The sequence below is a fragment of the Pseudomonas sp. MCal1 genome (assembly GCF_026341415.1).
GTDB lineage: Bacteria > Pseudomonadota > Gammaproteobacteria > Pseudomonadales > Pseudomonadaceae > Aquipseudomonas.
This window is the reverse complement of the sequence record NZ_JAKUMP010000009.1, coordinates 74,756-93,406: the sequence shown is the minus strand read 5'-3', so window position 1 is coordinate 93,406 and position 18,651 is coordinate 74,756. Positions and strand designations below refer to the sequence as shown.

Sequence of the window (18,651 nt, the reverse complement as noted above, 5' to 3'; positions counted from 1 at the left end):
CTTGAGTGGGATCGTTCCCGTGCAGCGCACAGGAACGATCAGAACGTCGCCCGATCAGGCGCCGACGATCCCGCCATCCTCACGGGTAATTGCCATCACCGATGAGCGCGGCTTGCCGTTCGGCAAATGCTCGGGGAAGGTCGAACCGCCGTTCTCGCCCGGGTGCTGAATCCCGACGAACAGGGTTTTCTGATCCGGCGAGAAGCTGATCCCGGTGACTTCGCAACCGATCGGTCCGACCATGAACCGGCGAATCTCACCGGTCGCAGGATCGGCGCAGAGCATCTGGTTGTTGCCCATCCCGGCGAAATCACCGGTGTTGCTCGAGTCGCCGTCGGTGAGAATCCACAACCGTCCGGCCTTGTCGAAACCGAGGCCGTCGGGGCTGTTGAACATGTTCTGCGGGGTGATATTCGATGAGCCGCCCTTCGGTGTACCGGCGTGCACGCTCGGGTTGCCGGCCACCACGAACAGATCCCAGGCGAAGGTCTTCGAACCGTGATCGTCGCGGTCGGTGCGCCAGCGCAGGATCTGCCCGTAGACGTTCTTCTCGCGCGGGTTCGGCCCGCCCACCGGTTGCCCGTCCTCGCCGCGTTTGGCGTTGTTGGTCAGGGTGCAATAAACCTGGCCGTCTTTCGGGCTGACCACGATCCATTCCGGACGGTCCATGCGCGTGGCGCCGACCACGCTGGCGGCGAGACGCGCGTGAATCAGCACTTCGGCCTGATCGGCGAAACCGCTGCTGGCGTCGATGCCGTTCTTGCCGTGGGTCAGCTCGATCCACTGGCCCTGGCCTTTCGGGTGATCCGGATTACCGTCACCGGCATCGAACCTGGCCACATACAGCGTGCCGTGATCGAGGATGTCGCGGTTGGCCTTGGCGTTGCGATGATTGATCTTGTCGCGGCTGACGAATTTGTAGATGAACTCGCCGCGTTCGTCGTCGCCCATGTAGACCACGGCGCGACCGTCGTCGGTCTCGGCCAGTGCGGCGTTTTCATGTTTGAAGCGACCGAGGGCGGTACGTTTGACCGGGGTCGATTGCGGGTCGAACGGGTCGATTTCCACGACCCAGCCGTGACGGTTCAGCTCGTTCGGGTTCTTCGCCAGGTCGAAGCGCGGATCGAACGGATGCCAGTTGATCTCGCGGCTGGCGGCTGTCACGCCGTAGCGTTTCTGCGCCGGGTCGAACTGCTGCTGGGCGTTGCTGCTGCCGAAGCAGTCGGTGAAGTTCTCTTCGCAGGTCAGGTAAGTGCCCCACGGCGTCTTGCCGTTGGCGCAGTTCTGGAAGGTGCCGAGGACTTTCTTGCCATGCTTGTCGGCGCTGGTTTTCATCAGCTCGTGGCCGGCGGCCGGGCCGCTGATCCGCAGCGGCGAGTTACCGTGAATCCGCCGGTTGTAGCGCGAGCCCTGAACGAACTGCCATTGGCCGTTCTTGCGCTGGACTTCGATTACCGACACACCTTCGCAGGCCAGGGCCTTGCGCACGTCTTCGGCCGATTGCGGCAGGCCGCCGTGCGGATAGAGGTAGCGGTAGTTTGTGTATTCGTTGTTGATCGCCATCAACGCACGGTTTTTCTCGCCCGGGAATTCAAACAGGCTCATGCCGTCGTTGTTGTCGCCGAACTGCACTTCCTGTGCGGCCGCGGTTCCATTGCCGCTCGGGTCGAAGGCCGGGCCGTTCTTGTGCAGCGGTTGACCCCAGCTGATCAGCACCGACGACTTGTAGCCCTTGGGCAGGCTGATGGTGTCGGTGGTGGCCGCCGGAATGCTGTCGAAGCCGAGCAAACGGCTGTTGCCGGCGCTGACACTGGCGGCCAGTACGCTGCGACTCAGCAGGTTGCCGCCGAGGAACATCGCCGCGCCGCACAGCGCGCCGGCACTGATGAAACCGCGACGGCTCAGGCCGACCATTTTTTCCAGGTCTGTGGATTGGTTTTCTTCTAATAGGCTCACATCAGGCTCCCTGCATGGTTTTGGCAGCCACCTTAATGCGGGTCGATGACGCTTTCGTTGCAGCGCTGTCAGAGCGGTGTGCCCAGCAGCACATTCGACGGGGAAAACTGCACCTGCACCGGTTGCTCGACCTTCAGACCACGGCTGCGCAAGTCCAGCGGTTCGGCCAGCGCGCAAAGGGTCTGGCCATTGGGCAGGGCGATGCGTACTTCGCTGGGGCCGTCTTCGGCGTCGAGAATCGCCTCGATCCGACCGTTCAAAAGGTTGTGTCCGACGGCAGGCGTAGCCTCGGGCGCGAGCAGTTCGAGCCAGCCGGCCTTGATCAGCGCCACCACTTCCGTGCCCGGTTGCAGCTCCAGGTGCACAGTGCTGTCGTGGGTGATCTGCGCGTCGATCGACAGACCTTCGGCCAGCTCAAGGCGGATCAGATCGTTGCGGCCCTGACCTTCGATCTGCACGACTTTGCCGTGCAGTTGATTGCGCGCGCTGGTCCTGAGCATCAGCCGACCGAGCAGGTCCAGATCGCTGGCATCCTCGGCGGCTTCAAGTACCTGGGCCTGCAAGGCTTGCAGCTTCTGATAGAGGCGCAGCACTCGCTCGCCCTCGCTCGACAGTTTGGCGCCACCTCCGCCCTTGCCGCCGACCGCGCGCTCGACCAGAGGCTTTTGCGCGAGGTTGTTCAGCTCATCGATGGCATCCCACGCCGCCTTGTAACTCAGGCCGGCGCTTTTCGCGGCGCGGGTGATCGAACCCTGCTCGGCGATGTGTTGCAGCAAGGCGATGCGCTGCGGACGGCGGACGATGTGCTGGGACAACAGGGTGGGCAAGGACATGGCGGACGCTTTGCTGAAGGGTTGAGGGAGGACGTTGGCGGCTCGAGGCGTATCCGTCAAGCCGGGTCGCCGGGTTTTGGCGTGCGGGCCAGGCAGTACACATCCACCCGTGCGGCGCCGGCGTTCATCAGCAAACGGGCCAGCGCCTGGGCGGTGGCGCCGGTGGTCAGCACGTCGTCGACCAGGGCCAGGTGCCGGCCTTTCACCTGGGCATCGGGACTGAGGGCGAAGGCGTGTCGCAGATTGCTTTTACGTGCCTTGGCATTGAGGGCTTGCTGGGCGTCGGTATCCTGCACGCGCAAGAGGTTGTGCTCTTCGCAAGGCAGGTCGAGTGACTTGCCCAGCCACTGCGCCAGCATCGCCGCTTGATTGAAGCCGCGCTGGCGCAGGCGTTTCGGTGCAAGCGGCACCGGCAGCAGGGCGTCCGGGCGAGGCAGGTCTTCTTCGAAGCGATGTTGCAGGAACTCGCCGAGAACGTCGGCGAGCAAGTGGCCAAGCGGCCATTTGCCGTTGTGCTTGAAGCGGGTGATCAGCGTGTCCATGGGAAAGCTGTAAGTCCATGGCACGGCGACTTGTTCAAAGGCCGGTGGATCCTGCAGGCAGGCACCACAGGTCAGGCTGGCGGCGAGGGGCAGGGCGCAGGTCACGCATTGATCGCCCAGCCACGGCAGATCGGTTTCACAGGCAGTGCAGATCGGGATTTGCCCGTCTGCCGGTTCGTCACACAATAAACAGTGTTGTTTGTTTTTTAACCAGATGTAAACCGGCCTTTTGTAGTGTGGTTGACAGCGCATGACTCTTCCTTAAATATGCCGAACATCCGTGTCGTGCCTGTGGGTATTCCGTTTCCCCAGGCGCCAGCCAAGCATAACCAAGGAAACGCCCATGAGCGCCAGCACCACTGCCACCCTGCGTCACGACTGGACTTTGGCCGAAGTCAAAGCACTTTTCGTTCAGCCATTCAACGATTTGCTGTTCCAGGCGCAGACGGTGCACCGCGCGCATTTCGACGCCAACCGCGTCCAGGTTTCCACCCTGTTGTCGATCAAGACCGGCGCCTGTCCGGAAGATTGCAAATATTGTCCGCAGTCCGGTCACTACAACACCGGGCTGGAAAAAGAAAAGTTGATGGAAGTGCAGAAAGTCCTCGAAGAGGCTGCCCGCGCCAAAGCTATCGGCTCAACCCGCTTCTGCATGGGCGCGGCGTGGAAACACCCGTCGGCCAAGGACATGCCTTACGTACTGAAGATGGTCGAAGGCGTGAAGGCCATGGGCCTGGAAACCTGCATGACCCTCGGTCGTCTCGATCAGGATCAGACCGAAGCGCTGGCCAAGGCCGGGCTCGACTACTACAACCACAACCTCGACACCTCGCCGGAGTTCTACGGCAGCATCATCACCACCCGCACTTACAGCGAGCGCCTGCAAACCCTGGCGTACGTGCGCGATGCGGGGATGAAGATCTGCTCCGGCGGCATTCTCGGCATGGGCGAGTCCCTCGATGACCGCGCGAACCTGCTGATCCAGTTGGCCAACCTGCCGGAGCACCCGGAATCGGTGCCGATCAACATGCTGGTGAAAGTCGCCGGCACGCCGCTGGAAAACGCCGACGACGTCGATCCGTTCGATTTCATCCGCATGCTCGCCGTGGCGCGCATCCTGATGCCGCAATCTCACGTGCGCCTGTCCGCCGGCCGCGAAGCAATGAACGAGCAGATGCAGGCCCTGGCGTTTTTCGCCGGCGCCAACTCGATCTTCTACGGCGACAAACTGCTGACCACCGCCAACCCGCAGGCCGACAAGGACATGCAGCTGTTTGCGCGTCTGGGCATTCAGCCGGAAGCCCGCGAAGAGCATGCCGACGAAGTGCATCAGGCCGCCATCGAGCAGGCGCTGGTGGAGCAGAAGAGCAGCGAGCAGTTCTACAACGCGGCGGTGTAAAAACCTGCGCGGATTCCTCTGAAGGAATGCAAACCCCTATGGGAGCGAGCTTGCTCGCGATAGCGGTGCTTCAGTCGACATTGATGTCGGATGTGAAGGCCTCCTCGCGAGCAGGCCCGCTCCCACAAGGGGATCTGTGTCACTTGAATGTCGAGGCTTGCATGTCTTTCGATCTCGCCGCACGCCTTGCTGCCCGTCGTGCCGAAAATCTTTATCGCCAGCGGCCATTGCTTGAAAGCCCACAAGGGCCGCAAGTGGTGGTCGACGGCCAGCCATTGCTGGCGTTCTGCAACAACGATTACCTGGGGCTGGCCAATCACCCGCAAGTGATCGAAGCCTGGCGCGCCGGTGCTTCGAAGTGGGGCGTCGGCGGTGGAGCCTCGCATCTGGTGATCGGCCACAGTGGCCCGCATCACGCGCTGGAAGAGGCTTTGGCGGATCTCACCGGACGGCCTCGCGCGCTGTTGTTCACCACCGGTTACATGGCCAACCTCGGCGCGGTCACCGCATTGGTCGGGCAGGGCGATACGGTGCTGGAAGACCGGCTCAATCATGCCTCGTTGCTGGATGCCGGATTGTTGTCCGGCGCGCGCTTCAATCGTTATCTGCACAACGACGCCGACAGTCTGGCCAAGCGTCTGGAGAAAGCCACCGGCAATACGCTGGTGGTCACTGACGGCGTGTTCAGCATGGACGGCGACCTTGCCGATCTGCCGGCCCTGGCCCGGGAAACCAAGGCCAAAGGCGCGTGGTTGATGGTCGATGACGCCCACGGCTTCGGTCCTTTGGGCGCGAATGGTGGCGGGATCGTCGAGCATTTCGGTTTGAGCCAGGAGGATGTGCCGGTATTGGTCGGGACTCTTGGCAAAGCGTTCGGCACGGCGGGTGCGTTCGTCGCGGGCAGTGAAGAGCTGATCGAAAGCCTGATCCAGTTCGCCCGTCCGTACATCTACACCACCAGCCAGCCGCCGGCGCTGGCCTGTGCAACATTGAAAAGTCTGGAACTGCTGCGCAGCGAACACTGGCGTCGCGAGCATCTGCGCACGCTGATCCGCCAGTTCCGCCACGGCGCCGAGCAGATTGGTCTGGAACTGATGGACAGCTTCACGCCGATCCAGCCGATCCTGATCGGCGATGCCGGTCGCGCCGTGCGTCTGTCGCAGATGCTGCGCGAGCGTGGGCTGATGGTCACTGCGATCCGCCCGCCGACCGTGCCCGCCGGCAGTGCGCGGTTGCGGGTGACGCTGACCGCCGCCCACAGCGAGGCGCAGGTGCAGCTATTGTTGGAAGGACTGGCCGATTGCTTTGCCAAACTCAAGTCGGAGCCAAGCCATGCGTGATCGTCTGATTCTGCTACCGGGTTGGGGGCTCGGCGTTTCGCCGCTGGAGCCGCTGGCCGCTGCGTTGCGTGGACTCGATGAACACCTGCAGGTCGACGTCGAACCGTTGCCGGAGCTGGATTCCAGCGATCTGCAAGACTGGCTCGACGAACTCGATGAGCGCATCCCCGAAGATGCCTGGCTCGGCGGCTGGTCGCTGGGCGGCATGCTCGCTTCCGAGCTGGCGGCACGGCGTGGCGAACATTGCTGCGGCTTGCTGACCCTGGCGAGTAATCCTTCGTTTGTCGCTCATGAACAGTGGCCTTGTGCGATGCCCGGCGAGACCTTCGATGCGTTTCTTGCCGGTTGCAGCGCTGATCCGCGGGCGACCCTGAAGCGATTCTCTTTGCTCTGCGCCCAAGGCGCGCAAGATGCGCGCGGCTTGTCGCGGTTGTTGCTCGGCGGCGCGCCGAATACTTCGCCGGCCGCTTTGATGGCGGGTCTGGAATTGTTGGCGCAGATCGATACGCGGGAAGCCTTGCAGGCGTTTCGTGGCCCGCAACTGCATTTGTTTGGTGGGCTGGACGGGTTGGTGCCGGCGGAGTCTGCGGGCGAGCTGTTCGCGTTGCTGGCGGATGTCGAAGTGGGTCTGATCGAGCAGGCCAGCCATGCGTTTCTTCTGGAAGACCCCCACGGTGTGGCGGGTGCGATCCAGGCGTTTTTAAGTGAGTGTGGTGATGACTGATTTGTCTGTTGCTGCGTTGCCCGGCGGCTTGCCTGACAAGCGCCAGGTCGCGGCTTCTTTTTCTCGCGCGGCAGCCAGTTATGACAGCGTCGCCGAGTTACAGCGCGATGTCGGTACACAGTTGATGAATCGCTTGCCGGTGGGTTTTCGGTCGTCACGCTGGCTGGATCTCGGCTGTGGCACAGGGTATTTCACACGGGCGCTGGCCGAGCGATTTGGTGAGGGGCTGGCGCTGGATATCGCTGAGGGCATGCTCAATCACGCCCGGCCGTTGGGCGGCGCCACGCACTTCATCGCTGGCGATGCCGAGCGTTTGCCGTTGCAGGATTCAACGTGTGATCTGATCTTCTCCAGCCTCGCCGTGCAATGGTGCGCGGACTTTGGAGCGGTGCTCGGCGAAGCGTTTCGAGTGCTGAAACCTGGGGGGATTTTCGCGTTTGCTAGTCTTTGTGCAGGGACGCTGTACGAACTGCGCGACAGTTGGCGTCAGGTAGACGGCCTGGTGCACGTCAACCGTTTCCGCGAGTTCGCACGTTATGAGCAATTGTGCGCGGCCAGTGGCTTGTGCAGTGTTTGTCTGGAGAACCGGCCGCATGTGCTGCATTACCCGGATGTGCGCAGCCTGACTCATGAACTCAAGGCCTTGGGCGCGCATAACCTGAACCCCGGTCGGCCGGGTGGATTGACCGGGCGGGCGCGGATTCTGGGCTTGGTCGAGGCTTACGAGCAGTTCCGCCAGCCTGCGGGACTGCCGGCGACCTATCAGGTAGTCTACGCCGTGTTGGAGAAACCCTTATGAGCGCAGCCTATTTCATCACCGGAACCGACACCGACGTTGGCAAGACCACCGTGGCCGCCGGGTTGCTGCACGCTGCGCGGTCGGCGGGGCTGAGTACGGCGGCGGGCAAACCGGTGGCGTCCGGTTGTGTAGTGACGCCCAAAGGTTTGCGCAACTCCGATGCGCTGGCGTTGCAGGCCGAATGCTCGTTGCCGCTGACGTATCAACAGGTCAACCCGGTGGCGTTCGAGCCGGCGATCGCGCCGCATCTGGCAGCGCGTGAGGCCGGTGTGGCGCTGACCGTGCAATCGTTGCTGGCGCCGATGCGCGAGATTCTGGCCATGAACGCCGACTTCACGCTGATCGAAGGCGCGGGCGGTTGGCGGGTGCCGTTAGCGGATCAGGACAATCTCTCGGATCTGGCCATCGCGCTGAAGCTGCCGGTGATTCTGGTGGTCGGTGTGCGTCTGGGATGCATCAGCCATGCATTGCTGACTGCCGAGGCGATTGCCCGGGACGGCCTGCAACTGGCCGGTTGGGTGGCGAACATCATTGATCCGAAGACGTCGCGGCTTGAAGAAAACCTCGCGACACTCGCCGAGCGAATTCCGGCGCCGTGCCTGGGGCGAGTGCCGAAACTCAAGGCGGTCAGCGCCGAAGCGGTTGCCGATCACTTGCAACTGGATCTGCTCGACTGATTTTGGCTATGGCAAGGCACTGTGCCATTAGTGTTTTTGACGGGTGTTTTTCTGGCGCCTCTGGTTCAATGGCACCCATTGATCCTTCCCAAGGATGAGAGCTCCCATGGAAATCTCTGGAAATACAGCTTTTTATGCAGGTCTGAGCACCATTCAGACCGGACAGAACCGCGTCGACCAGGCCGCCAGCCAGATCGCCAGCAGCACCATCGAGCGTTCGGTCACCAGTCAGTCTTCGGAAGTGCAGGTCGATCGTCTGCGTTCTGTGGACCGCGCCCAGCAATCGGACCTGGCCAGCAACATGGTCGAGATGGCCCAAGGCAAGTTTCAAGCGGAACTGGGTGTGAAAGTCGCCAAGGCTTCCGACGAAGTGCTCGGTACGATCATCGATACCTTCGCCTGATTTTCTGACCTGCGCTTTGCCAGACGCCGCGACTGTTCGCGGCGTTTTTCGTTGTAAGTCCTTCTCCCTCAACTAATCTTTTTTCAGTGCACATGCCTCGGTCGGGCGCATGTCGTATTGCTCTGTCCGGCGTTCGGAAAATGTGATGACGAATGGCAAAAGAACGACGCTTGACAAGATTTCGGCGTAAACGTATGTTTCAAACAACTGTTTGACCGTCACAACAAATCAACGCGGTCGTTCATTCCCGGTTACATCAGCAGAGGTTTATCGCTATGCCTGACTACAAGGCCCCCTTGCGTGATATTCGCTTCGTTCGTGACGAACTGCTCGGCTACGAAGCGCACTATCAGAGCCTTCCAGCGTGCGCAGAAGCAACGCCGGACATGGTTGACGCCATTCTCGAAGAGGGCGCCAAGTTTTGTGAGCAGGTGCTGGCACCGCTGAACCGAGTGGGTGACACCGAAGGCTGCACCTGGAGCGAGTCCGGCGTGAAAACCCCGACCGGCTTCAAAGAGGCCTACAAGCAATTCGTGGAAGGTGGCTGGCCAAGCCTGGCCCATGACGTCGAGCACGGCGGTCAGGGCCTGCCTGAGTCGTTGGGTCTGGCCGTCAGCGAGATGGTCGGCGAAGCCAACTGGTCGTGGGGCATGTACCCTGGCCTGTCGCATGGCGCGATGAACACCATCTCCGAACACGGCACCCCAGAGCAGCAAGAAGCCTATCTGACCAAACTGGTCTCCGGCGAATGGACCGGCACCATGTGCCTGACCGAACCGCACTGCGGCACAGACCTGGGCATGCTGCGCACCAAGGCCGAACCTCAGGCCGACGGTTCCTACAAAGTCTCCGGTACCAAGATCTTCATCTCGGCCGGTGAACACGACATGGCCGACAACATCGTCCACATCGTGCTGGCCCGCCTGCCGGACGCACCGGCCGGCACCAAAGGCATCTCGCTGTTCATCGTTCCCAAGTTCCTGCCGAACGCCGACGGCACCGTCGGTGCACGCAATGCTGTGACCTGCGGTTCGATCGAACACAAGATGGGCATCCACGGCAATGCGACCTGCGTGATGAACTTCGACGGCGCGACCGGTTTCCTGATCGGCCCGGCGAACAAAGGCCTGAACTGCATGTTCACCTTCATGAACACCGCACGTCTGGGTACCGCGCTGCAAGGTCTGGCCCACGCCGAAATCGGCTTCCAGGGCGGCTTGAAATACGCTCGCGATCGTCTGCAAATGCGTTCCCTGACTGGCCCGAAAGCGCCGGACAAAGCGGCTGACCCGATCATCGTTCACCCGGACGTACGCCGCATGCTGTTGACCATGAAGGCATTCGCCGAAGGCAACCGTGCGATGGTGTACTTCACCGCCAAACAGGTCGACATCGTCAAATACGGCGTGGACGAAGAAGAGAAGAAGAAAGCCGACGCACTGCTGGCCTTCATGACTCCGATCGCCAAAGCGTTCATGACCGAAGTCGGTTTCGAATCCGCCAACCACGGCGTACAGATCTACGGCGGCCACGGCTTCATCGCCGAGTGGGGCATGGAGCAGAACGTTCGCGACAGCCGCATTTCGATGCTGTACGAAGGCACCACCGGCATCCAGGCACTCGACCTGCTGGGCCGTAAGGTGCTGATGACTCAGGGCGAGGCTTTGAAGGGCTTCACCAAGATCGTCCACAAGTTCTGCCAGAACAACGAAGGCAACGAAGCCGTCAAAGAATTCGTCGCACCGTTGGCTGCACTGAACAAAGAGTGGGGCGAGCTGACCATGAAGGTCGGTATGGCCGCCATGAAAGATCGCGAAGAAGTCGGCGCGGCCTCCGTGGACTACCTGATGTACTCCGGTTACGCCTGCCTGGCCTACTTCTGGGCTGACATGGCGCGTCTGGCTGCTGAAAAACTGGCTGCCGGTACCACCGACGAGGCGTTCTACACCGCCAAGCTGCAAACCGCGCGCTTCTACTTCCAGCGCATCCTGCCGCGTACCCGTACACACGTGGCCACCATGCTGTCGGGCGCCAACAACCTGATGGACATGAAAGAAGAAGACTTCGCACTGGGCTACTAAGCCTTAACGCAGTCCTTCAAAAAACCGCTGCTCCTTCGGGGGCAGCGGTTTTTTTTGTACCCGGATTTCCCCAATCCCGGGGCTCATTCCCCAGCATGGATAAGGGCGCTGCTCAGCCGAACCCTTGCGCTTATTGATTCAAAATGTTTCCAGAAGAGTGGCCAATTAATTGCACCGCCCGATTTACCGGTGCTTATCAGAACTGCCTGCTCAAAGAAGCAAGACGCCCGGCACTTAACAACAACAGTCAGGGTGAAGCCTATGAACATCAGTCGACTCGCTCGTTTGACCTTTTGGTTACCCGTCGCGCTGGCAGTCCACAGCGCATGGGCCGCCGACCCCGCCGAAGTCGATCCTCCCGTGCCGGAGGTTCCCTCGCTGCAATCGTTGCGCGGAATGGTGCCCCCCGATCCGTCCGGGACCGAGGGCGGACGCAAGGTCGACCTGATGACCGACTACGTGCTCAATCGCCAGGCCGCGATCCTGCTGGGCAAGGCGCTGTTCTGGGACATGGAGATCGGCAGCGATGGCGCCACCGCCTGCGCCTCCTGCCACTACCACGCCGGCGTCGATCACCGCATCACCAACCAGCTCAACCCCGGCCAGGCACACACCAACGCCAACGTCGCGTCGATCTTCAACAAGCCGTTTGTGGCCTCGGACATTCCGGGTGACGTGGCGTCCTACGCAACGTTGTCCGGCGGCAAGGGTGGCCCGAACTACACGCTGAAGAAAACCGACTTCCCGACTCACGTGCTGAGCAATCCGCTGGAGCGCAACTCGCCCATCGTGTACTCGACGGACGATGTGGTCGGCTCGCAAGGCGTGTTCGACGCCAACTTCGTCAAACCCAATCAGGCGCGTTTCGACAAATGCACTCAGCAGCCGGACGGTATTTTCCAGGTCGGTGGCATCAACGTTCGCCGCAGCACCGGGCGCAATGCGCCGTCGGTGATCAATGCCGCGTTCAACGTGCGCAACTTCTGGGACGGTCGGGCCAACAACGTGTTCAACGGCTTCTCGCCGTTCGGCAATCGCGATCCGGATGCCGGGATCTACGTGACCAGCGAGCGCAGCACAATCGCGACCAAAGTGCGGCTGGCGCTCAACGATGCGTCAGCCGCCTCGCAAGCGGTCGGCCCGCCCGGTAGCCCGGTGGAAATGTCCTGCGGCGGTCGCACCTTTGCCGACATCGGCCGCAGGATGCTCGACACGTTGATGCTCAAGCAGCAACGGATCTCATCCACCGATTCGGTACTGGGTCCTGTGTCCGGCGCACGACGGCCGACCTATCGCGAGCTGATCAAGAACGCCTTCCAGCCCCGGCTGTGGAACGCCACGCAAAACGTTCTGGTGGGCGGTGCGCCGTACACCCAGATGGAGGCCAACTTCCCGCTGTTCTTCGGCCTGGCGATCCAGATGTATGAGGCGACGCTGGTGTCCGATCAGGCGCCGATCGACGCCTACCTGCAAGGCGATCACACCGCGATGAACGCGCAACAGGTCGAGGGCATGAATCTGTTTCTCGGCAAGGGTAAATGCGTCAATTGCCACGGCGGTCCGGAGCTGACCAACGCCGCCAGCCGCCTGCTGATGCATCCGCGCGAACGCATCGAACGGATGGTGATGGCCGACAACCTGACCACTCTCTACGACAACGGCTTCTACAACACCGGCGTGCGTCCGACCTCGGAAGACCTGGCCCTCGGGGGCGCGGATGCGTGGGGCAACCCGTGGTCGTTCACTCGGCAGTACAACACGGTGTTGCAGGGCGGAAAATCGGCCGATCCGCTGGACGTCGATGTCTGCACGTTCGAGGCGCCGTTGAGCGCGGCCATTCCATGCGATGCCACGCTCAAGCCGAATGTCGGTTTCCGCGATTCGGTCGACGGCGCGTTCAAGACCCCGACTCTGCGCAACATCGCGCTGACCGGGCCGTACTTCCACAACGGCAGCCGCTCGACGCTCAAACAGGTGATGGAGTTCTACAACCGTGGCGGGGACCGGCGCGGGGAAGACGCCAACAACACCAGCGGCTTCGAGCATCCGGCGGTGAACCAGCACAACACTTCCAACCTCGACCCGGACATGACGGCGCTGAACCTGACGCCCGATGAAATCGATGCGCTGGTGAAATTCATGGAAGTCGGCTTGACCGATCCGCGCGTGGCCTGGGAGCGAGCACCGTTCGATCATCCGTCGCTGGTGATCCCGCAAGGCCATATCGGCGATGAAAATGCCGTGACCCAGCGCCCGGCCAGTCCGAAAGTCACCACCCGTCAGGCGATGGACGCATCGCTCAATCTCAAGCCTTACGGTGCTGAAGGCAGGCCCGCGTCCGAAGGGCCATTACAGCCGTTCTACAACGATCTCTGAAAAGAAAAACAGACCATGGCCATCAAGAATGATGGCCATGGTGGCCGTCTAGCGGCCATTCCGCAAAAAACCTTACTGAATCCCTCAGCTACCGACGATTTCGGCCGTTAAAGAGACAGCCTGTGATCTGGATCACATTGTGTGTGCTTAACTGGCCATATTGCAGGCACAATGCCATCTCTTTGCCATGACGGGTCGGAGCTTTACCCTTGCCGCGTTCTTCAGCTGTACGTTTCAGTCATTTCCTACCTTCACTGCTGTTGTTGCTCGCGGGGTTGGCGGCTGCGTACGTCAAAGACCTCAACGTGTTCTTCACTTCGCTGTTCAACGTGTTGCCGACCTTGGTGCTGCTGTTGGGCGGTTCGTACTGTGCGGTTTACCGACGTCAGCGCGAGCTGTTTCTGATGGTCACGGTCTACATCGCCTACTTCCTGCTCGATACCCAGACCGACTATTACCGCGACAACGGCAAGGTCCGCGACGACGCGGCCGTGGTGTTCCATCTGGTCTGTCTGCTGTTGCCGCTGCTGTTCGGTCTGTTCGCCGCGTGGCAAGAGCGCACGCACCTGTTTCAGGACATGGTCGCGCGCTTCGCCGTGCTGCTGGCCTTTGGCAGCGTGGCGCTGGGGCTTGAGCAAAGTTATCCGCAGGCGTTGCTGATGTGGCTTTCCGAAATCCGCTGGCCGGCGCTGCACGGCGCGTGGATGAGCCTGATCCAGTTGTCGTATCCGGTGTTCATCTCGGCGTTCCTGCTGCTGGCCTGGCAATACTGGCGCAACCCGCGTCCGCTGCATGCGGCGCAACTGGTGGGGTTGCTCGGCGTGTTCTGGATGCTGCCGAAAACCTTCATCCTGCCGTTCACCCTGAACATCATGTGCAGCCAGGTGATGTTGATGATTGCCGCGGCGGTGGCGCACGAGGCTTATCAAATGGCTTTCCGCGACGAGCTCACCGGCCTGCCCGGGCGCCGCGCACTCAACGAGCGCATGCAGCGTCTGGGGCGCAACTATGTGCTGGCGATGAGCGACGTCGATCACTTCAAGAAATTCAACGACACCCACGGCCACGACGTGGGGGATCAGGTCTTGCGCCTGGTCGCCAGCAAGCTGTCCAAAATCAGCGGCGGCGGTAGGGCTTATCGCTATGGCGGTGAGGAATTTGCCCTGGTGTTTGCAGGCAAGACCCTCGAGGAGTGCATGCCGCACCTTGAGGTCATCCGCGAATCGATTGCGTCCTACAACATCCAGTTACGTAATCAGGAAAGCCGCCCGCAGGATGATCAGCAGGGACGTCAGCGTCGCTCGGGTTCGGGCGCGTCCAGCGTGTCGGTCACGGTCAGTATCGGCGTAGCCGAACGTCTGGAACAGCGCACCCCGGAGGAAGTGCTGAAATCCGCCGACCAGGCGCTCTACAGCGCCAAGGGCGCAGGGCGAAACTGTGTGATGGCGTTCGGTCAAAACCGCCGTGGCGCGGTGCGCATGGACAGCGCCGCAGGTTGAGTGATGACGGCGCATTCAGCGTCTGGACAGTGATTGTGGGGCAGGGTGGCCGGCAGTAGGTTGAAGCAATCTGCTGAAGGAGAAGCCACCATGCCCGAGTACAAAGCTCCCCTGCGCGACATGCGCTTTCTGATCGACCACGTCTTTGACTTCCACACTCAGTACGCGGCCCTCGGCGCCCACGACGCCAGCCCGGACATGATCAACGCGATCCTCGACGAAGGTGCGAAGTTCTGTGAGAACGTTCTGGCACCGCTCAATCGCAGCGGTGACGAAGAGGGCTGCCATTTCGACAATGGCGTGGTGACAACGCCTACAGGTTTCAAGCAGGCCTTCGCACAATACGTGGAAGGTGGCTGGCACGGTCTGGCGGCAGATCCGACCTACGGTGGCCAGGGCCTGCCGAGTTCGCTGGGGCTGGTGATCAGCGAAATGGTCGCCTCCAGCAACACGTCGTGGGGCATGTACCCGGGCCTGACTCACGGCGCCATGTCGGCGATCCACGCCCACGGCACCGAGGAACAGAAAAACACCTATCTGCGCAAACTCACCGCTGGCCAGTGGACCGGCACCATGTGCCTGACCGAAGCCCATTGCGGGACTGATCTGGGCATCATCAAGACCCGTGCCGTGCCTCAGGCCGACGGCAGTTATGCAGTGACCGGCAGCAAGATTTTCATCTCCGCCGGCGAGCACGACATGAGCGACAACATCATTCATCTGGTGTTGGCCAAATTGCCGGACGCGCCAGCGGGGACCAAAGGCATCTCGCTGTTCATCGTGCCGAAATTCCTTCCGGACGCCTCCGGTGAGGCCGGCGAGCGCAATGGCGTTTCCTGCGGTTCGATCGAACACAAAATGGGTATCAAGGCCTCGGCCACCTGCGTGCTGAACTTCGACGACGCCAAAGGCTTCCTGATCGGCGAGCCGAACAAGGGCCTGAACTGCATGTTCACCATGATGAACCATGCGCGTCTCGGTACCGGGATGCAGGGCCTGTGTCTGGGCGAGGCAAGTTTCCAGGGCGCCATCAAATACGCCAACGACCGTCTGCAGATGCGTGCCCTGACCGGCGCCAAAGCCCCGGACAAACCGGCCGACCCGATCATCGTCCACCCGGACGTGCGACGCATGCTGCTGACCATGAAGGCCTTTAACGAAGGCAACCGTGCGCTGACCTATTTCACCGCGCAAATGCTCGATGTCGCGCATCTGAGCTCGGACGCCGAGGCGCGTCAGGAGGCCGAAGACCTTCTGGCGTTCCTGACTCCGATCTGCAAAGCCTTCATGACCGATACCGGGCTGGAGGTGACTAACCACGGCATGCAGGTGTTCGGCGGCCACGGATTTATCCGCGAGTGGGGCATGGAGCAACTGGTTCGTGATTGCCGGATCGCGCCGATCTACGAGGGCACCAACGGCATTCAGGCGCTGGATCTGCTCGGACGCAAGGTGCTGGGCAGCCAGGGCAAGCTGCTGCGCAACTTCACCAAAATCGTCCACAAGTTCTGCGCCGCCAACGCCGGGCACGCGCAATTGGGCGGGTTTGTCGCGCAGCTCGATGGCCTCAATCAGCAGTGGGGCGAACTGACCATGAAGGTCGGCATGGCCGCGATGAAAAATCCCGATGAAGTTGGCGCCGCGTCGGTGGACTACCTGATGTACAGCGGTTACATCGTTCTGGGCTACCTGTGGCTGCGCATGGCCCTGGTCGCCCAGGCGCAGCTGGAGTCGGGCGAGGGTGATGGCGATTTCTGCCAGGGCAAACTGGCGACGTGCGAGTTCTACTTCAAGCGTCTGTTGCCGCGTACGGAGGCGCATCGTTCGGCGATCGAGGCGGGCAGCGATTGCCTGATGAAACTGCCGGCCCAGTTGTTCTCGCTGTAACACGCCCCTGTTAAACAAAAGAGCCCGCTGATTGCGGGCTTCTTTATGGTTGATTGTTGATGACTAAAAATAACAAAACAGTCACCGCCTGACCCTATGTGTCGCAAAAGTTGTTGGGTTACACTCCAGCTCAACGAAAACACCCTTCCACGAATCACCTGTTTAGATCTTTGCGAGGTTTGCCATGGCTGACTACAAAGCGCCGCTGCGCGATATGCGCTTCGTCCTCAATGAAGTGTTCGAAGTCGCCAAACTCTGGGCCGAACTGCCGGCCCTGGCCGAAACCGTGGACGCGGAAACCGTTGAAGCCATTCTCGAAGAGGCCGGCAAGGTCACCAGCAAAAGCATCGCGCCCCTGAGCCGGGCCGCCGACGAAGAAGGCTGCCACTGGGCCGACGGTGCCGTCACCACGCCGGCCGGTTTCCCACAGGCCTATCAGACTTATGCCGAAGGTGGCTGGGTCGGTGTGGGCGGTGATCCGGCCTACGGCGGCATGGGCATGCCAAAAGCCGTGTCGGCTCAGGTCGAAGAAATGGTCAACTCCGCCAGTCTGGCTTTCGGCCTGTACCCGATGCTGACCGCCGGCGCCTGCCTGTCGATCAATGCCCACGCCAGCGAAGAGCTGAAAGCCGCTTACCTGCCGAACATGTACGCCGGTGTCTGGGCCGGTTCCATGTGCCTGACCGAACCGCACGCCGGTACCGACCTGGGCATTATCCGCACCAAGGCCGAGCCTCAGGCCGACGGTTCCTACAAGGTCAGCGGCACCAAGATCTTCATCACCGGCGGTGAGCACGATCTGACCGAAAACATCATCCACCTGGTGCTGGCCAAACTGCCGGACGCTCCGGCTGGGCCGAAAGGCATTTCGCTGTTCCTGGTGCCGAAGTTCATGGTCAATGCCGATGGCAGCCTGGGTGCGCGCAACCCGGCGAACTGCGGTTCGATCGAACACAAGATGGGTATTCAGGCATCCGCCACCTGCGTGATGAACTTCGACGAAGCCGTGGGTTATCTGGTCGGCGAGCCGAACAAAGGCCTGGCCGCGATGTTCACCATGATGAACTACGAGCGTCTGGGCGTCGGCATCCAGGGCCTGGCCACCGGCGAGCGTTCGTATCAGAACGCCATCGAATACGCCCGTGACCGTCTGCAAAGCCGTTCGCCGACCGGCGCGCAGAACAAGGACAAGGTTGCTGACCCGATCATCGTCCACCCGGACGTGCGTCGCATGTTGCTGACCATGAAAGCCTCGAACGAAGGCGGTCGTGCGTTCTCCACCTACGTGGCGATGCAACTCGATACCGCCAAGTTCAGCGAAGACGCCGCCACCCGCAAACGTGCGGAAGATCTGGTGGCCTTGCTGACGCCAGTGGCCAAGGCGTTCCTGACGGATCTGGGTCTGGAAACCACCGTCCACGGCCAGCAGATTTTCGGCGGCCACGGCTACATCCGCGAGTGGGGTCAGGAACAACTGGTGCGTGACGTGCGCATCACCCAGATCTATGAAGGCACCAACGGCATTCAGGCGCTGGACCTGGTGGGTCGCAAGATCGTCGGCAGCGGCGGCGCGTTCTACAAGCTGTTCGCCGACGAGATCCGCCATTTCACCGCGACTGCCAGTGCCGATCTGGGCGAGTTCACCAAACCGCTGAATGATGCCGTCGACATCCTCGACGAGCTGACCTCGTGGCTGCTGGACCGGGCGAAAACCAACCCGAACGAAATCGGCGCGGCGTCGGTCGAGTACCTGCAGGTGTTCGGCTACACCGCTTACGCCTACATGTGGGCGCTGATGGCCAAGGCATCGCTGGGCAAAGAAGCGCAGGACGATTTCTACGCGAGCAAACTCGGTACGGCGCGGTTCTATTTCGCCCGTCTGCTGCCGCGGATTCACTCGCTGAACGCGTCGGTCAAGGCCGGCAGCGAGTCGCTGTTCCTGCTGGACGCTGCGCAGTTTTGATGATGTAACGTCATGTAAGCGATCTCTTACATGACGTGCTGCTGTTCTCCCATAGGCGAAGATTGGATCCAGAGCTAATCTATTTTCCATGGACGTCGCGCAGGAAGCGCAAAGTAACAACACGGACACGTAGGATTCTGCCAGGGTGGCGGAGTGAAATGGATGTCAGGGA

Annotated in this window: 14 protein-coding genes; 11 read left to right on the top strand and 3 right to left on the bottom strand. The window is 61.4% G+C overall.

Annotated features, from left to right (window positions below):
• Positions 1–54 precede the first annotated feature (54 nt).
• The 3 genes from MKZ87_RS16260 to MKZ87_RS16250 all read right to left on the bottom strand — a co-directional run bounded on the left by MKZ87_RS16260 (position 55) and on the right by MKZ87_RS16250 (position 3,583).
• Positions 55–1,956: a PhoX family protein gene (locus MKZ87_RS16260; RefSeq protein ID WP_085697744.1), complete on the bottom strand. Its 1,902-nt coding sequence runs from the start codon at positions 1,954–1,956 to the stop codon at positions 55–57.
• 68 nt (positions 1,957–2,024) lie between these two features.
• Complete coding sequence (locus MKZ87_RS16255) at positions 2,025–2,789, bottom strand: TOBE domain-containing protein (RefSeq protein ID WP_085702851.1); 765 nt, start codon at positions 2,787–2,789, stop codon at positions 2,025–2,027.
• 56 nt (positions 2,790–2,845) lie between these two features.
• Entirely contained in the window at positions 2,846–3,583 is a 738-nt protein-coding gene (locus tag MKZ87_RS16250; RefSeq protein ID WP_085702850.1) for a ComF family protein, read from the bottom strand.
• Positions 3,584–3,674: 91 nt separating this feature from the next.
• Here MKZ87_RS16250 and bioB point away from each other — a divergent pair, with 91 nt between their 5' ends.
• From bioB to MKZ87_RS16195, 11 genes are all read left to right on the top strand, one after another.
• Positions 3,675–4,730 (top strand): biotin synthase BioB, encoded by a 1,056-nt coding sequence (bioB, locus tag MKZ87_RS16245; protein ID WP_007959840.1) that lies wholly within the window; start codon positions 3,675–3,677, stop codon positions 4,728–4,730.
• Between the two features lie 161 nt (positions 4,731–4,891).
• Positions 4,892–6,070, top strand: a complete 1,179-nt coding sequence (gene bioF, locus MKZ87_RS16240) for an 8-amino-7-oxononanoate synthase (RefSeq protein WP_085702849.1) — start codon at positions 4,892–4,894, stop codon at positions 6,068–6,070.
• The gene (locus tag MKZ87_RS16235; protein ID WP_266201298.1) at positions 6,063–6,794 is read left to right on the top strand and encodes an alpha/beta fold hydrolase; all 732 of its coding nucleotides are present in this window, start codon (positions 6,063–6,065) and stop codon (positions 6,792–6,794) included. Before bioF ends, MKZ87_RS16235 begins: the two co-directional genes overlap by 8 nt.
• Complete coding sequence (gene bioC / locus MKZ87_RS16230) at positions 6,787–7,593, top strand: malonyl-ACP O-methyltransferase BioC (RefSeq protein ID WP_085702847.1); 807 nt, start codon at positions 6,787–6,789, stop codon at positions 7,591–7,593. The genes MKZ87_RS16235 and bioC overlap by 8 nt, the downstream gene beginning before the upstream one ends.
• Positions 7,590–8,270, top strand: coding sequence for a dethiobiotin synthase (bioD, locus tag MKZ87_RS16225; RefSeq protein ID WP_085697738.1), 681 nt, complete (start codon positions 7,590–7,592; stop codon positions 8,268–8,270). Before bioC ends, bioD begins: the two co-directional genes overlap by 4 nt.
• A 106-nt stretch (positions 8,271–8,376) precedes the next feature.
• Complete coding sequence (locus MKZ87_RS16220; protein WP_085697737.1) at positions 8,377–8,673, top strand: pyrroloquinoline quinone biosynthesis protein PqqE; 297 nt, start codon at positions 8,377–8,379, stop codon at positions 8,671–8,673.
• Positions 8,674–8,948: 275 nt separating this feature from the next.
• The gene (locus tag MKZ87_RS16215) at positions 8,949–10,754 is read left to right on the top strand and encodes a phenylacyl-CoA dehydrogenase (protein WP_074692190.1); all 1,806 of its coding nucleotides are present in this window, start codon (positions 8,949–8,951) and stop codon (positions 10,752–10,754) included.
• 261 nt (positions 10,755–11,015) lie between these two features.
• Positions 11,016–13,130: a cytochrome-c peroxidase gene (locus MKZ87_RS16210; RefSeq protein WP_085702846.1), complete on the top strand. Its 2,115-nt coding sequence runs from the start codon at positions 11,016–11,018 to the stop codon at positions 13,128–13,130.
• A gap of 209 nt (positions 13,131–13,339) precedes the next feature.
• Complete coding sequence (locus tag MKZ87_RS16205) at positions 13,340–14,629, top strand: GGDEF domain-containing protein (RefSeq protein WP_085697735.1); 1,290 nt, start codon at positions 13,340–13,342, stop codon at positions 14,627–14,629.
• A gap of 90 nt (positions 14,630–14,719) precedes the next feature.
• A complete protein-coding gene (locus tag MKZ87_RS16200) occupies positions 14,720–16,516 on the top strand; it encodes an acyl-CoA dehydrogenase C-terminal domain-containing protein (RefSeq protein ID WP_234206055.1) in 1,797 nt (598 codons plus the stop codon).
• Between the two features lie 184 nt (positions 16,517–16,700).
• Entirely contained in the window at positions 16,701–18,479 is a 1,779-nt protein-coding gene (locus tag MKZ87_RS16195; RefSeq protein ID WP_085702844.1) for an acyl-CoA dehydrogenase C-terminal domain-containing protein, read from the top strand.
• Positions 18,480–18,651: the final 172 nt, after the last annotated feature.

What these genes read in the sequence shown, in the direction of transcription:
- MKZ87_RS16255 (WP_085702851.1), bottom strand. Translation starts at nt 2,789, where the DNA reads ATGTCCTTGCCCACCCTGTTGTCCCAGCACATCGTCCGCCGTCCGCAG.
- MKZ87_RS16250 (WP_085702850.1), bottom strand. Translation starts at nt 3,583, where the DNA reads ATGCGCTGTCAACCACACTACAAAAGGCCGGTTTACATCTGGTTAAAA.
- bioB (WP_007959840.1), top strand. Translation starts at nt 3,675, where the DNA reads ATGAGCGCCAGCACCACTGCCACCCTGCGTCACGACTGGACTTTGGCC.
- bioF (WP_085702849.1), top strand. Translation starts at nt 4,892, where the DNA reads ATGTCTTTCGATCTCGCCGCACGCCTTGCTGCCCGTCGTGCCGAAAAT.
- MKZ87_RS16235 (WP_266201298.1), top strand. Translation starts at nt 6,063, where the DNA reads ATGCGTGATCGTCTGATTCTGCTACCGGGTTGGGGGCTCGGCGTTTCG.
- bioC (WP_085702847.1), top strand. Translation starts at nt 6,787, where the DNA reads ATGACTGATTTGTCTGTTGCTGCGTTGCCCGGCGGCTTGCCTGACAAG.
- bioD (WP_085697738.1), top strand. Translation starts at nt 7,590, where the DNA reads ATGAGCGCAGCCTATTTCATCACCGGAACCGACACCGACGTTGGCAAG.
- MKZ87_RS16220 (WP_085697737.1), top strand. Translation starts at nt 8,377, where the DNA reads ATGGAAATCTCTGGAAATACAGCTTTTTATGCAGGTCTGAGCACCATT.
- MKZ87_RS16215 (WP_074692190.1), top strand. Translation starts at nt 8,949, where the DNA reads ATGCCTGACTACAAGGCCCCCTTGCGTGATATTCGCTTCGTTCGTGAC.
- MKZ87_RS16210 (WP_085702846.1), top strand. Translation starts at nt 11,016, where the DNA reads ATGAACATCAGTCGACTCGCTCGTTTGACCTTTTGGTTACCCGTCGCG.
- MKZ87_RS16200 (WP_234206055.1), top strand. Translation starts at nt 14,720, where the DNA reads ATGCCCGAGTACAAAGCTCCCCTGCGCGACATGCGCTTTCTGATCGAC.
- MKZ87_RS16195 (WP_085702844.1), top strand. Translation starts at nt 16,701, where the DNA reads ATGGCTGACTACAAAGCGCCGCTGCGCGATATGCGCTTCGTCCTCAAT.